This is a genomic window from Phytobacter sp., from assembly GCF_059074235.1.
Map to the genome: position 1 here is coordinate 507,887 of NZ_JCACPZ010000008.1, position 14,174 is coordinate 522,060.

At 55.1% G+C, this 14,174-nt stretch carries 13 protein-coding genes; 3 read left to right on the forward strand and 10 right to left on the reverse strand.

What is annotated here, in order from left to right; translation table 11 throughout:
• Window positions 1-100: 100 nt before the first annotated feature.
• Complete coding sequence (gene purL / locus AC5JPW_RS20180) at window positions 101-3,988, reverse strand: phosphoribosylformylglycinamidine synthase (RefSeq protein WP_494242880.1); 3,888 nt, start codon at window positions 3,986-3,988, stop codon at window positions 101-103.
• Window positions 3,989-4,245: 257 nt separating this feature from the next.
• On the opposite strand from purL, the gene mltF reads away from it, so the two are divergent.
• A complete protein-coding gene (gene mltF / locus AC5JPW_RS20185; protein WP_494242881.1) occupies window positions 4,246-5,811 on the forward strand; it encodes a membrane-bound lytic murein transglycosylase MltF in 1,566 nt (521 codons plus the stop codon).
• On the opposite strand, the gene tadA is transcribed toward mltF, so the two are convergent.
• The 4 genes from tadA to murQ are packed head-to-tail and all read right to left on the reverse strand — an operon-like array spanning window position 5,804 to window position 9,277.
• Complete coding sequence (tadA, locus tag AC5JPW_RS20190; RefSeq protein WP_494242882.1) at window positions 5,804-6,346, reverse strand: tRNA adenosine(34) deaminase TadA; 543 nt, start codon at window positions 6,344-6,346, stop codon at window positions 5,804-5,806. The two genes, mltF and tadA, sit on opposite strands and share 8 nt — an antisense overlap.
• A 23-nt stretch (window positions 6,347-6,369) precedes the next feature.
• Window positions 6,370-7,005: a phosphatidylglycerophosphatase C gene (yfhb, locus tag AC5JPW_RS20195; protein WP_494242883.1), complete on the reverse strand. Its 636-nt coding sequence runs from the start codon at window positions 7,003-7,005 to the stop codon at window positions 6,370-6,372.
• A 3-nt stretch (window positions 7,006-7,008) separates the two neighbouring features.
• A complete protein-coding gene (locus AC5JPW_RS20200) occupies window positions 7,009-8,373 on the reverse strand; it encodes a PTS transporter subunit EIIC (protein ID WP_494242884.1) in 1,365 nt (454 codons plus the stop codon).
• Between the two features lie 10 nt (window positions 8,374-8,383).
• Complete coding sequence (murQ, locus tag AC5JPW_RS20205) at window positions 8,384-9,277, reverse strand: N-acetylmuramic acid 6-phosphate etherase (protein WP_494242885.1); 894 nt, start codon at window positions 9,275-9,277, stop codon at window positions 8,384-8,386.
• A 118-nt stretch (window positions 9,278-9,395) separates the two neighbouring features.
• Here murQ and AC5JPW_RS20210 point away from each other — a divergent pair, with 118 nt between their 5' ends.
• Window positions 9,396-10,244 (forward strand): MurR/RpiR family transcriptional regulator, encoded by an 849-nt coding sequence (locus tag AC5JPW_RS20210; RefSeq protein ID WP_494242886.1) that lies wholly within the window; start codon window positions 9,396-9,398, stop codon window positions 10,242-10,244.
• 58 nt (window positions 10,245-10,302) lie between these two features.
• Window positions 10,303-10,563 carry a YfhL family 4Fe-4S dicluster ferredoxin gene (locus AC5JPW_RS20215; RefSeq protein ID WP_494242887.1) on the forward strand — a complete coding sequence of 87 codons (261 nt, stop codon included), beginning with the start codon at window positions 10,303-10,305 and terminating at the stop codon, window positions 10,561-10,563.
• Here AC5JPW_RS20215 and acpS read toward each other — a convergent pair.
• The 5 genes from acpS to rnc all read right to left on the reverse strand — a co-directional run bounded on the left by acpS (window position 10,560) and on the right by rnc (window position 14,129).
• Window positions 10,560-10,940 (reverse strand): holo-ACP synthase, encoded by a 381-nt coding sequence (acpS, locus tag AC5JPW_RS20220; RefSeq protein WP_494242888.1) that lies wholly within the window; start codon window positions 10,938-10,940, stop codon window positions 10,560-10,562. The genes AC5JPW_RS20215 and acpS overlap by 4 nt on opposite strands.
• Window positions 10,940-11,671: a pyridoxine 5'-phosphate synthase gene (gene pdxJ, locus AC5JPW_RS20225; protein ID WP_494242889.1), complete on the reverse strand. Its 732-nt coding sequence runs from the start codon at window positions 11,669-11,671 to the stop codon at window positions 10,940-10,942. Before pdxJ ends, acpS begins: the two co-directional genes overlap by 1 nt.
• 8 nt (window positions 11,672-11,679) lie before the next feature.
• Window positions 11,680-12,411 (reverse strand): DNA repair protein RecO, encoded by a 732-nt coding sequence (gene recO, locus AC5JPW_RS20230; protein WP_494243892.1) that lies wholly within the window; start codon window positions 12,409-12,411, stop codon window positions 11,680-11,682.
• Window positions 12,412-12,543: 132 nt separating this feature from the next.
• The gene (gene era, locus AC5JPW_RS20235) at window positions 12,544-13,452 is read right to left on the reverse strand and encodes a GTPase Era (protein WP_494242890.1); all 909 of its coding nucleotides are present in this window, start codon (window positions 13,450-13,452) and stop codon (window positions 12,544-12,546) included.
• On the reverse strand, window positions 13,449-14,129 hold the full coding sequence (gene rnc / locus AC5JPW_RS20240) for a ribonuclease III (RefSeq protein WP_494242891.1): 681 nt from the start codon (window positions 14,127-14,129) through the stop codon (window positions 13,449-13,451). The genes era and rnc overlap by 4 nt, the downstream gene beginning before the upstream one ends.
• Window positions 14,130-14,174 lie beyond the last annotated feature (45 nt).

Sequence of the window (14,174 nt, forward strand, 5' to 3'; positions counted from 1 at the left end):
ATGCCTGATTTGTCGCAATTCCCCGACACACCGGCATGCGGGGCGTCACAAATAAAAAAAGCTCCCCAGATGGAGAGCTTTATACTGTTGGGTAATTAAATTAGCCCAGTTGCTTACGGGCGTTACGGAAGATACGCATCCACGGGCTGTCCTCGCCCCAGTTTTCCGGGTGCCAGGAGTTAGAGACCGTGCGGAATACACGTTCCGGGTGCGGCATCATCAGGGTCACGCGACCGCTTTCGTTGGTCACCGCCGTAATACCGTTTGGTGAACCGTTCGGGTTAGCCGGGTAGGTTTGCGTCACTTTGCCGAAGTTATCAACGAAGCGCAGCGCCACCAGGCCTTTGCTCTCAAGCTGTGCCAGGTGTGCCGCATCACGCACTTCCACGCGGCCTTCACCGTGGGAAACCGCGATAGGCATTTGTGAACCAACCATGCCCTGCAGCAGCAGCGACGGGCTCTGAGTCACTTCGACCAGGCTGAAACGTGCTTCGAAGCGGTCAGAGTGGTTACGCACAAAGCGCGGCCACAGTTCGCTGCCCGGCACCAGCTCACGCAGGTTCGACATCATCTGGCAACCGTTACACACGCCCAGCGCCAGGGTCTGCGGACGGTGGAAGAAGGTTTCGAACTCATCACGCACGCGGTTGTTGAACAGAATCGATTTCGCCCAACCTTCACCCGCGCCCAGCACGTCACCGTAAGAGAAGCCACCGCAGGCCACCAGCGCCTGGAAATCTTCCAGACCAGTGCGTCCTGCCAGCAGGTCACTCATGTGGACGTCAATAGCGTCAAAGCCCGCACGATAGAATGCTGCGGCCATCTCCACATGGGAGTTAACGCCCTGCTCACGCAGCACTGCCACTTTCGGGCGCGCGCCGGTCGCGATATACGGTGCCGCGATGTCTTCGTTGATATCGAAGGAGAGCTTCACGTTCAGGCCCGGATCGGTATCGTTGGCTTTCGCCTCGTGTTCCTGGTCGGCACATTCCGGGTTATCACGCAGGCGCTGCATCTGCCAGGTGGTCTCTGCCCACCACATACGCAGGGTGGTACGGCTTTCGCTGAATACCGCCTGACCGGCTGCTTCTATAACAAAACGGTCGCTCGCCGTTGCCTGACCCAGATAATGTACGCAGTCGGCCAGACCGTTTGCTGCCAGCAGCGCTTCAACCGCGTCGCGATCTGCGGCACGAACCTGAATCACACCACCCAATTCTTCATTGAACAGAGCTGCCAGATGATCCTGACCGAGCGCAGCGATATCCACAGTCACGCCACAGTGACCGGCAAACGCCATTTCGGCGAGGGTCACCAGCAGGCCGCCGTCAGAACGGTCGTGCCAGGCCAGCAATTTACCTTCCGCCACCAGCGCCTGCATGGCGTTCCAGAACCCTTTCAGTTGCTGAACGTCACGCACATCGGCAGTTTTATCACCCAGTTGACGATAAACCTGCGCCAGTGCGGTTGCACCCAGCGCGTTATGACCTTTACCGAGGTCAATCAACAGCAGGGCGTTGTCTTCGGTAGAAAGCTGCGGGGTCACGGTGCGGCGCACATCTTCCACACGGCCAAAGGCGGTGATCACCAGCGACAGCGGAGAGGTCATCTCGCGCTGCTCGTTACCTTCCTGCCAGCGGGTTTTCATCGACATCGAGTCTTTCCCGACCGGAATAGTCAGACCCAGTGCCGGGCAAAGTTCTTCACCGACCGCTTTCACCGCTTCGTACAGACCGGCATCTTCACCCGAGTGACCGGCTGCGGACATCCAGTTTGCCGAGAGCTTAACGCGGTTGAGTTCACCGATTTGCGTCGCCGCCATGTTGGTCAGGGACTCACCAACCGCCAGACGCGCGGATGCAGCAAAGTCCAGCAGTGCTACCGGAGCACGTTCGCCGATGGACATTGCTTCACCGTAGTAGCTGTCCAGGCTGGCAGTGGTCACTGCGCAGTTGGCCACAGGCACCTGCCACGGACCGACCATCTGATCGCGCGACACCATACCGGTGACGGTACGGTCGCCAATGGTCACCAGGAAGGTTTTCTCAGCAACAGCAGGCAGATGCAGTACGCGATTTACCGCGTCAGCAATGGAAATATCACGTGAATCGATGGCTTCCCCGGCCGCTTTGCGCGTCTGCACGTCACGGGTCATTTTCGGGGTTTTGCCCAGCAGCACATCCAGCGGCAGATCGATTGGCTGGTTGTCGAAGTGGCTATCGCTCATCGTCAGGTGTTGTTCTGCGACGGCTTCACCAATCACCGCGTACGGTGCGCGTTCGCGGCGGCAAAGCTCATCAAACAACGGAAGCTGGTCAGCGGCTACCGACAGGACATAGCGTTCCTGGGATTCGTTACACCAGATTTCCAGTGGGCTCATACCCGGCTCGTCGCTGAGGATGTCACGCAGCTGGAATTTACCGCCGCGTCCACCGTCGCTCACCAGTTCCGGCATGGCGTTCGACAAACCACCCGCGCCCACGTCATGGATAAACTGGATCGGGTTGGCATCGCCCAGCTGCCAGCAGCGGTCAATCACTTCCTGGCAACGGCGTTCCATTTCCGGGTTGTCACGCTGAACGGAGGCAAAATCCAGGTCGGCGTCAGACTGACCAGAGGCCATGGAGGAAGCCGCGCCACCGCCCAGACCGATGTTCATCGCCGGTCCACCCAGCACAATCAGTTTCGCGCCGACGGTAATTTCACCTTTCTGCACGTGGTCAGCGCGGATGTTACCGATGCCGCCTGCCAGCATGATTGGCTTGTGATAACCGCGCAGCTCTTCACCGTTGTGGCTGTTTACTTTCTCTTCGTAGGTACGGAAATAACCGGTCAGAGCCGGACGACCGAATTCGTTGTTGAACGCTGCACCACCCAGCGGGCCATCGGTCATGATATCCAGCGCAGTGACAATACGCTCAGGCTTACCGAAGTCCTCTTCCCACGGCTGTTCAAAGCCAGGGATACGCAGGTTAGAAACAGAGAAGCCCACCAGACCCGCTTTTGGTTTTGCGCCGCGACCGGTTGCACCTTCGTCACGGATTTCACCGCCGGAACCGGTTGCCGCACCTGGCCACGGGGAAATCGCCGTCGGGTGGTTGTGGGTTTCTACTTTCATCAGAATGTGTGCCGCTTCCTGGTGGAAGTCGTAACGGCCATTCTCGTGGTCAGCAAAGAAACGCCCGACGTCAGAACCTTCCATAACCGCGGCGTTGTCTTTATAAGCAGACAGCACGTAGTCCGGGGTTTTCTCGAAGGTGTTTTTGATCATCTTGAACAACGATTTTGGCTGCTGTTCGCCGTCGATGACCCAGTCGGCGTTAAAAATTTTGTGGCGGCAATGTTCGGAGTTAGCCTGCGCGAACATGTACAGCTCGATATCGTTAGGATTACGACCAAGACGGGTAAACGCCTCCTGGAGGTAATCAATTTCGTCTTCCGCCAGCGCCAGGCCCAGACGCACGTTAGCGTCGATCAGTGCCTGACGACCTTCACCCAGCAGATCCACACTTTGCACCGGCGCAGGCTGATGATGTTCAAACAGCAGTGCGGCATCCGCTTCTGCGGTGAACACGGTTTCCATCATGCGGTCATGCAGTTCAGCAGCCACGCTCGCCCACTGGGCTTCGGTCAACGTGGAGGCTTCAACGTAGTACGCCACACCGCGCTCAAGGCGATTGATTTTGGCCAGATCGCAGTTGTGGGCGATATCCGTTGCTTTTGAAGACCAGGGAGAGATAGTACCAGGGCGAGGTGTAACGAGGAGCAATTTACCGGACGGGGTGTGACTGCTCAGCACCGGGCCATATTTCAGAAGTCGTTGCAGCCGGGTCAGTTCTTCGTCGTTCAACCGATCGTTCACGTCGGCGAAATGGACATACTCAGCGTAAATGTTGCTCACCGGGAGCTGGGCTGCCTGAAAACGCGCCAGCAGTTTGTTGATACGAAATGCGGACAGGGCAGGCGAACCACGCAGAATTTCCATCATTAGTCTCTCGTCTTCGAAGCTTTAAGTGTGAATCAGGGGGAAAACGGGCGTCATTATAGAGAATCCTGAGCGGTGACGAAACCGTTTGCGTCGAAATAAAATCATGTATGCCATTTGGCAGCAAACCGTAGCGGTTTCGCTAATTAGTTGCCAACTGGCGTTTTGTTGCGCAAAATGCCGCTCAATCACCGATAAACACCCTTGTATTCATGGCGGCTATTCGCTGGGGCAACAGTACGACGCAGAGAATTAACTAATTGAAAAAATTTAAGATTAATTATCTGCTCATCGGCATTGTCACCCTGCTGCTGGCAGCAGCGCTATGGCCTTCCATCCCCTGGTTCGGTAAAGCAGAGAACCGTATCGCGGCTATTCAGGCGCGCGGTGAACTACGCATCAGTACCATTGCGTCGCCCTTAACCTATGCAAGCGTAGACGAAAAACCCTATGGCCTGGATTATGAGCTGGCACAGCAGTTTGCTAACTATCTGGGCGTGAAGCTTCACGTCACTGTTCGCCAGAATATTAGTCAGCTTTTTGATGATCTGGATGCGGGCAGAGCCGATATGCTGGCCGCCGGCCTGGTCTATAACAGCGATCGTATCCACCATTATCAGCCTGGTCCGGTTTACTACTGGGTTTCGCAGCAACTGGTTTACCGTGTAGGAAGTTATCGTCCCCGCACACTGGCAGACGTCAATGACACCCAGCTCACCATTGCACCGGGTCATGTTGCCATCAACGATCTTCGCGAACTTAAAGAGAAGAAGTTCCCGAATTTGAGCTGGAAAGTAGATGAGAAAATGGGTACCACCGACCTGCTCGAAGAGGTGGTTGACGGGAAACTCAGTTATACCGTCGCTGATTCCGTCGCCATCAGCTTATTCCAGCGCGTCCACCCTGAACTGGCCGTTGCACTCGATATTAGCGACGAACAACCCGTAACCTGGTTCACGGCACGGGACAGCGATAACACGCTCTCAGCAGCGATGCTCGATTTCTACAACAACATTAATGAAGATGGCACCCTGGCACGCCTGGAGGAGAAATACCTCGGTCACGGTGATGATTTTGACTACGTGGACACCCGCACCTTCCTCCGTGCTGTCGACAGCGTCCTGCCCGATCTCCAGCCGTTGTTCACAAAATATGCACAGGAGATTGACTGGCGACTACTCGCCGCTATCTCTTATCAGGAGTCGCACTGGGATTCGCAGGCTACCTCACCCACCGGCGTGCGTGGGTTAATGATGCTCACTAAGAATACCGCCCAGAGTTTAGGCTTAAGCGATCGTACCGATGCTGAACAGAGTATCAGCGGTGGTGCACGTTACTTGCAGGATATGATGGCGAAAGTGCCAGAAACCGTACCAGCCGAGGAGCGAATCTGGTTTGCCCTCGCCGCCTATAATATGGGCTATGCCCATATGCTGGATGCCAGAGCACTGACCAGCAAAACCAAAGGTAACCCGGACAGTTGGTCAGATGTCAAACAACGCCTGCCGCTGTTAAGTCAGAAGCCTTATTACAGCAAACTGACCTATGGCTATGCCCGCGGGCATGAAGCCTATGCCTACGTCGAAAATATCCGTAAGTATGAAATCAGCCTGGTGGGCTATTTGCTCGAAAAAGAGAAAGAGGCTGCGAAGACGTTAAAAATGGCCCAGAGTTACCCGGTTGTCGATGCCGAAGAGTTTAAGCGGGCACCCTATGGGGTGATGCCCTTCAGCGCATTCAACCCAAACCCCAGTGATGCCTTCCCACGTAATCCGCTTATCGTACCGGACAGACTGACAGTTCAGGCACCCTCAAAGGTTAAATAAACGCTTCAGGCCCTTTTTTCAGGGCCTTTTTTTCCAGTCGGCGTTGACGGAAAAAATCACTCAACATCCCTGCGCATTCATCGCGTAACACACCTTCGATGATCTCCACCCGGTGATTCATCCCAGGATGATGCAGTACGTCCATCAACGAACCTGCAGCACCGGTTTTGGCATCACGCGCACCGAAAACCAGTTGACCGATACGGCCATGCACCATCGCGCCGGCGCACATCACACAAGGCTCAAGGGTCACGTACAGAGTGGTATCGATCAGACGATAATTTTGCAAAACCACACCGCCCTGACGCAGCGCCATGATCTCGGCGTGGGCAGTAGGATCGTGTCGTCCAATGGGTCGGTTCCAGCCCTCTCCAATCACCTGGTTATTGTGCACCAACACGGCGCCAACGGGCACTTCGCCTTCGTCCCACGCGCGTTTTGCCAGCGTTAAGGCGTGGCGCATCCAGTATTCATGATTGAGTTCGGGGTTGGACAAGGGAGGTACTCCAGTTAACAAGCGGGGCGCATTATACACACCCGCTATGTATTACACATCACTCATTCCAGTTGCTGGAGTTTACCGTGCGGTGTGACCCGCCAGCGATGCTGGCAGAAGTAAAGCAACGGGTTATCCTGATTGCTGTCGCTGTAACCGCTGTAGAGACGCAGTGGAGTGCCAATTTGACGCTCCAGTTGCGCCACTTTCTCATGCCCCAGGCAACGCATCGTCAGCACCCAGCCGCCATAGCGTCGCCCAATCTGACTGGCGATAATGTTCACACGTGGCAGCCAGGGCGTATCAAAATAGACCAGCTCCACCAGCGGCTGTGGCGAGCCGGTAATCAGCCAGATATCCGCATCCGAGGCCAGAAGATAGTTGGTGAGCCTCTCCTGCACCACCGGAAACGCCGTCACCTGCCCCCGGAACCAGGTGGCAAATTTCTGCTCCAGCTTCTTCATATGCGCTTCGCTATAACCAAAGGTGCAGGCCCACAACAGCAGGCTCATCGGCCAGCGCGCCGCGCGTCCTTTAACCAGCAGTGCAATGCCGATAACCGGTAAGACAGGCAGAACCAGCAAGACGTTAAGCGGATGATGACGCAGAACATAGCGCAGAAAAGTGCCGAACATATCCTGCTGGTGCAACGTGCCATCTAAATCGAAAAAAACAACGCGACGCTCACTGATAGCCAAATGTTACTCCTCGGGATCGTTGAAACCTAACAGCCAGGTAAACAGGAACCCGGCAATAACCGCTACAAGATAGCCTAACAGATAGAGCATCACTTTTCCGGTAACGATAGTTAAGACCAGCGGCAAACCAGAGATGCCAAAGGTAATCACAGTCGCCACTTTTGCATAGCTGATAAGCGCACCACCGACCGCACCGCCCAGACAAGCACCGAGGAAAGGTTTCCCCAGCGGCAAGGTCACACCGAAAATCAACGGTTCCCCAACGCCCAGCAGCCCAACCGGCAGCGCCCCCTTGATCACTTTCTTAAGTCGGGCGTTGCGGGTTTTCATGAGTACAGCAATGGCAGCCCCCACTTGACCCACGCCCGCCATGGCAAGTATTGGCAGTAATGCGTTGTAGCCGTGAGCCTGCACCAGTTCAACATGAATAGGCACCAACCCCTGATGCAGACCCGTTAACACCAACGGCAGGAACGTGCCTGCCAGCACCGCACCCACCAGTACGCCACCGCGATCGATGGCCCAGGTCGCACCGTGGGCAATGGCTTCGGAGATGATGCCGCCCAGCGGCTGCAGCGCGACAATGGCGACCGTCCCGGCAATCAGCGTCGTCAACAACGGGTTGAGGATCAGTTCAACGGAGCCGGGTAATATGCGGCGCAGCCGTTTTTCAATCCAGCACATCAGTACCACTACCAACAGCACGGCAATCACCCCACCACGTCCGGGCTGTAAGGCCTCACCAAAGAGTGTGATTTGGGCAAGCTGAGGACTGGAGAGAATCCCCGCCATCACGCCACCGAGCGCCTGGGAACCGCCGAATACCTTCGCTGTATTGACCCCGACCAGGATGTTCATGATGGCAAAGACGGCACTGCCAAAAATCCCCAGCAGCCCAAGCATATTGGGATACTGGGTTGCAAAATCGCCGACAATATCCGGGCGTTTCAGGATATTGATGATGCCGGTAATCAAGCCCGAAGCGATAAACGCCGGGATCAGTGGAATAAAGACATTGGCAAGCTGACGCAGCGCATCGCTCATTGGCGCTTTGTATTTGGCTTTCACCTGCGCCTTGGTGCGCTCAGCATCGTCAAAGGTCGGTCTGACGCCACCTTCGGCCATGATCGCTTGCATCTCATTCACCACCTGTGCGGCTTTTCCCGGGCCGACAATAAACTGGTGCTGCTGCCCCTGCTTCACGTAGCCACTGATGCCTGGTAGCTGTTTGACTTGCGCGAGATCCATCTTGCTTTCGTCGTGTACCTCAACACGCACACGCGTCATGCAGTTTTCAAGTCGCAGAATATTGCCGTGTCCACCCACACCCGCAAGGATGCCGCTGGCGAGCGCCGCTGTCTTTTCCATCACTGCCCCTTTAGTTTTCTAATGCTGTGCGTAAAAAACCGTGGTGAAGATCGAGTTTAGCCCTTGCCGTTACGGCATCCATGCCGCTCAGCACCATCAGAATGGCCGGTTTGACCTCATAATCTGTCTGCTTAAGCACGACTTCAGCCTGCTCGCGCGATGCGCCCGTTGCTTCAATCAACATGCGACAGGCACGATCCACTAACTTCACGTTGGTCGCTTTCATGTCGACCATCAGGTTCTGGTAGACCTTGCCAAACTTAACCATTGCGCCGGTGGAGATCATATTCAGCACCAGTTTCTGCGCGGTGCCTGACTTCAGGCGGGTGGAGCCGGTCAAGGCTTCCGGACCGACTACCGGAGAGATAGCGATATCCGCTTCATGGGCAATGGGGGAATCCGGGTTGCAGGAGATGGCTACGGTGGTGCAACCCGTACGACGAGCGAATTTCAGTCCGCCAATAACATAAGGTGTGCGTCCTGAGGCAGCCAGTCCAACGACCAGATCCTCTGCGCTAAGATTCAGTGCCACCAGGTCATCTTCACCCAACTGCGCATTGTCTTCTGCCCCTTCGACAGCTTTAAGCAATGCACCAGGACCACCTGCGATCAGCCCCACCACCAGCCCGTGTGGCACACCGAATGTGGGTGGGCATTCAGACGCATCCAGCACCCCAAGCCGCCCGCTGGTTCCCGCTCCCATATAAATAATACGCCCGCCCGCTTTGAGCGAAGCGGCTGCCGCATCCACAGCTTTCGCCACATCGGGCAAGGTGGCTTTGACTGCTTCTGCGACCAGCGTATCCTGTTGGTTAAAACGGTTAACTAACTCGATGGTCGTTAATGCATCTAAATCCATGGTCTGTGGATTGCGTGTTTCTGAAACCAGTGCACCAAGATTCATTTTTGCTCCTCAGGAATTTTTAATTCATAATAACCGTAATAATTTGGAATATAAAATTCATCTGCCTACGTGAAATGCGTTTTTTGGAATCGATGTCACATTTTGCCTCGGGAGACCTATGAACTGCTTAATACAAATTCGCCAGCGCTATGCCGGTTTTGCTCAGAGTGACAGGAAGCTGGCCGATTTCCTTCTGGCCAATCCTGAACACGCGCGCCACTTAAGCTCGCAACAGCTTGCGGCTGATGCAGGTGTAAGTCAGTCAAGCGTAGTGAAGTTTGCCCAAAAGCTGGGGTTTAAAGGCTTTCCGGCACTGAAGCTGGCGATCAGCGAAGCGCTGGCCAGCAGCCCCGAGCCCTGGTCTGTCACCGTACACAACCATATTCGCGGTGATGATCCCCTGCGCGTGGTGGGCGAAAAGCTGATCAATGAGAATCTGAGCGCGATGCGCGCCACTCTCGATGTGAATAGCGAAGACAAACTGCGCGAGAGCGTGGAGATGCTGCGTAATGCCCGGCGGATTGTAATCACCGGTATTGGTGCGTCGGGTCTGGTGGCGCGCAACTTCGGCTGGAAGCTGATGAAAATCGGCCTCAATGCGGTAGTGGAACAGGATATGCACGCCCTGCTGGCAACCGTACAGGCGATGTCAGCTAACGATCTGCTGCTGCCCGTCTCCTATTCCGGCGAGCGCCGCGAGATCAACATGGCGGCCGATGAAACGCTGCGTGTCGGCGGTAAGATCCTCGCGATCACCGGCTTTACGCCCAATGCGCTGCAACAACGGGCCACGCGCTGCCTCTACACCATTGCTGAAGAGCAGGCCACCCGCAGCGCCGCCATCTCTTCGACCAGCGCGCAGATGATGCTGGTCGACGTTCTCTTCATGGCGCTGGTGCAGCGCGACCTGGATCATGCGCCTGACCGCATTCGTCATAGTGAGGAGCTGGTAAAAAAACTGGTCTGAACAGGGAATGGGCGTATAATGCCCGCCCTGTTTGTGTGAGGTTTCTGAGATTTTCCTGATGGCGCTGTTAATCACCAAAAAATGCATCAATTGCGATATGTGCGAGCCGGAATGTCCGAATGAGGCCATTACGATGGGCGACAGCATTTATGAGATTAACAGCGATCGCTGTACGGAGTGTATCGGCCATTACGAGACGCCGACCTGCCAGAAAGTGTGCCCGATCCCCAATACCATTTTGAAAGATCCGGCACATCCCGAGAGCGAAGAGCAGTTATGGGACAAGTTTGTCCTGATGCACCATGCCGATAAAATCTAACTTTCGATAATCACCGTTGCGCAGGCATAACGACGCTCGTCTGCCAATGTGACGTGCATATGTGCCACGCCCATTTTTTCCGCAAGTTTTAACGCCTCGCCCCACAAGCGCAAGCAGGGCTTACCCAGCTCATCGTTGTACACTTCGAACTGATTAAAGGCGAGGCCATTGCGAATACCGGTACCAAAGGCTTTGGCGGCTGCTTCCTTTACCGCAAAGCGTTTGGCGAGAAAACGCACCGGTTGCTGGTGCGTTTCCCAGATGGCCCATTCGTTGTCACTCAACACGCGTTTTGCCAGGCGATCGCCACTGCGGGCGATCACGGCTTCAATGCGGGTGATTTCAACGATGTCAGTCCCCAGCCCAAGAATCGCCATTACTTACGTGCTTCCACCATCAGGCGTTTCATTTCGGCCACGGCCTCTTTCAGACCGCTCATCACGGCGCGACCGATAATGGCGTGACCGATATTCAGCTCGTGCATCTCCGGCAGACGCGCAATGGCTTGCACGTTGTGATACGTCAGACCGTGTCCGGCGTTCACTTTCAGGCCCAGACCCGCCGCATAGGTTGCCGCTTTGGCAATACGCTCCAGCTCTTTCGCCTGCTCAGCTTCGCTTTTCGCTTCGGCATAGCAACCCGTGTGGATTTCGATATAAGGCGCACCAACATCGGACGCTGCTTTGATTTGTTCGAAATCGGCATCAATAAACAGCGAAACCAGAACGCCTGCGTCTGCCAGGCGTTTGCAGGCGTCACGCATTTTGTCGATCTGACCCGCAACATCAAGGCCACCTTCCGTGGTCACTTCCTGACGCTTTTCCGGCACCAGGCAGCAAAAATGTGGCTGCGTTTCGACGGCAATCGCCAGCATCTCTTCTGTAACCGCCATTTCGAGATTCATGCGCGTATCCAGGGTCTGGCGCAGTACACGTACGTCTCTGTCGGTGATATGGCGACGATCTTCGCGCAGATGCACCGTAATGCCATCTGCCCCTGCCTGCTCAGCAATAAAGGCTGCCTGAACCGGGTCCGGATAGGCGGTACCGCGCGCGTTGCGCAGAGTGGCGATGTGGTCGATGTTGACGCCTAACAGTAATTCAGACATGACAATCCTCATTCTTCATTATTCGTTTTTGTTGCTCGTTTCGGCATAAACTGCCGGAATAATTCCCGGCTCTTAAGCGGTTTGCCTCCAAGATACGGCTTAAGCGCTATGCGGGTAAAGCGTTTCGCCGCCCGGAGCGTATCCATATCAGGAAATTCTCGTTCAGCCAGCGCTCGCAGGTGTCGACCGGTAAACGTAGTGTTATCAATCACCACACTGGCGATGAAGCCTTTCTCTTCCCGGTAGCGGTAGGTCATGGCGTCATCCACTTCCTCCCCGCTGCCCGCGCAGTGCAGGAAATCCACCCCGTATCCCAGGTGCCCAAGCAACGCCAGTTCGAAACGACGCAGCGCGGGTTCAGGCGATCCCGTCGCCCCTGCTAAGGCCTGGATACAGTAGAGATAGTCGAAAAAGAGTTCGGAGAAGCGCGTTTCATGCTCCAGCACGCGGGCAATAAGCTCGTTAACGTACAGGCCGCTATAAAGGGTGATACCGCTGAGAGGAAGCGCCAGAGAGACGGCTTCAGCGCTGCGCAGCGTTTTGACATCGCCACGGCCACCGAAACGTACCAGCAAGGGGGTAAAAGGCTGCAAGGCACCTTTGAGATTAGAACGTTTTGAACGTGCGCCTTTAGCAACAAGGCGCACGCGACCCGACTCTTCCGTGAAGACGTCCAGCATCAGGCTGGTTTCGCTCCAGGGACGACTATGCAGGACGAAAGCGCGCTGCCAGCCCTCCATTAACACTTATACTCTATGGCTTTCGAGTTGCAGGAAGGCGGCAAGTTTGCGAGTCCCCAGGAGCATAGATAACTATGTGACTGGGGCGAACAAACGTAGCCAACGCATCTGCGGCTTGAAAGACGACGAGTATTAAAGATCGTCGACGTAACCGAGGCTGCGAAGTGCGCGTTCATCGTCGGCCCAGCCGGATTTCACTTTGACCCACAGCTCAAGGTGTACCGGTGCTTCGAACATCTCCTGCATATCTTTACGGGCTTCAATACCGATGGTTTTAATCTTGGCGCCTTTATTGCCAATGACCATCTTTTTCTGCCCTTCACGTTCCACCAGGATCAGACCGTTAATGTCGTAACCACCGCGTTCATTGGAAACGAAACGCTCGATTTCAACGGTAACCGAATACGGCAACTCTGCCCCCAGGAAACGCATCAGTTTTTCACGAATGATTTCAGACGCCATGAAACGCTGGGAACGATCGGTGATGTAATCTTCCGGGAAATGGTGAATGGCTTCCGGTAAATGCTTGCGCACGATGCCTGCAACGGTGTCGACGTTAAAACCGGTCTCAGCAGAGATCGGAACGATGTCGAGAAAGTTCATCTGGCTGCCCAGGAACTGCAGATGCGGCAACAGGTCCGCTTTTTCCTGCACATTATCAACTTTGTTGATCGCCAGGATAACCGGCGCTTTACCGTCACGCAGTTTGTTCAGCACCATTTCGTCGTCCGGCGTCCAACGGGTACCTTCGACCACGAAAATCACCAGTTCAACGTCACCGATGGAGCTGCTCGCCGCTTTGTTCATCAGGCGGTTAATGGCGCGTTTTTCTTCCATGTGCAGGCCGGGGGTATCCACATAAATAGCCTGATAAGCCCCTTCAGTGTGGATGCCGACAATACGGTGACGCGTGGTCTGTGCTTTACGCGAGGTGATCGACACTTTCTGCCCAAGCAGATTGTTCAGCAGCGTCGATTTACCGACGTTGGGGCGACCAACAATGGCGATAAAGCCGCAATAGGTTTTTTCTTCAGTGCTCATTCCAGCTCCAGATTTTTCAGTGCCTGTTCGGCGGCAGCCTGCTCAGCCTTACGGCGGCTCGACCCTGTGCCAACCACCGGCTCTTTCAGGCCACTGACCTGGCAGTGGATAGTAAATTCCTGATCGTGCGCTTCACCACGAACCTGTACCACCAGATAGGATGGCAGCGGTAAGTGGCGACCTTGCAGAAACTCCTGCAAACGCGTTTTCGGATCTTTTTGCTTGTCGCCCGGACTGATTTCATCCAGACGCGTTTGATACCAGTTGAGGATCAACTGCTCGACAGTCTTGATATCGCTGTCGAGGAAGACCCCACCAATTAACGCTTCTACGGTATCCGCGAGAATAGACTCACGACGGAATCCGCCGCTTTTCAGCTCACCCGGCCCTAAGCGCAGACATTCGCCCAGGTCAAACTCACGGGCTAATTCTGCGAGCGTATTACCGCGTACCAGCGTGGCACGCATCCGGCTCATATCGCCTTCATCAACACGTGGAAAACGGTGATAAAGTGCATTAGCAATAACAAAACTCAGAATAGAGTCACCCAGAAATTCTAAACGCTCATTATGTTTGCTGCTGGCACTGCGATGAGTTAACGCCTGCTGCAACAACTCCTGATGAGTAAAAGTGTAGCCCAGCTTCCGTTGAAGCCGATTTATAACGATGGGATTCATGCGATACCAATAAATGAATGCGTCAACAATGCAGCACACGAAACC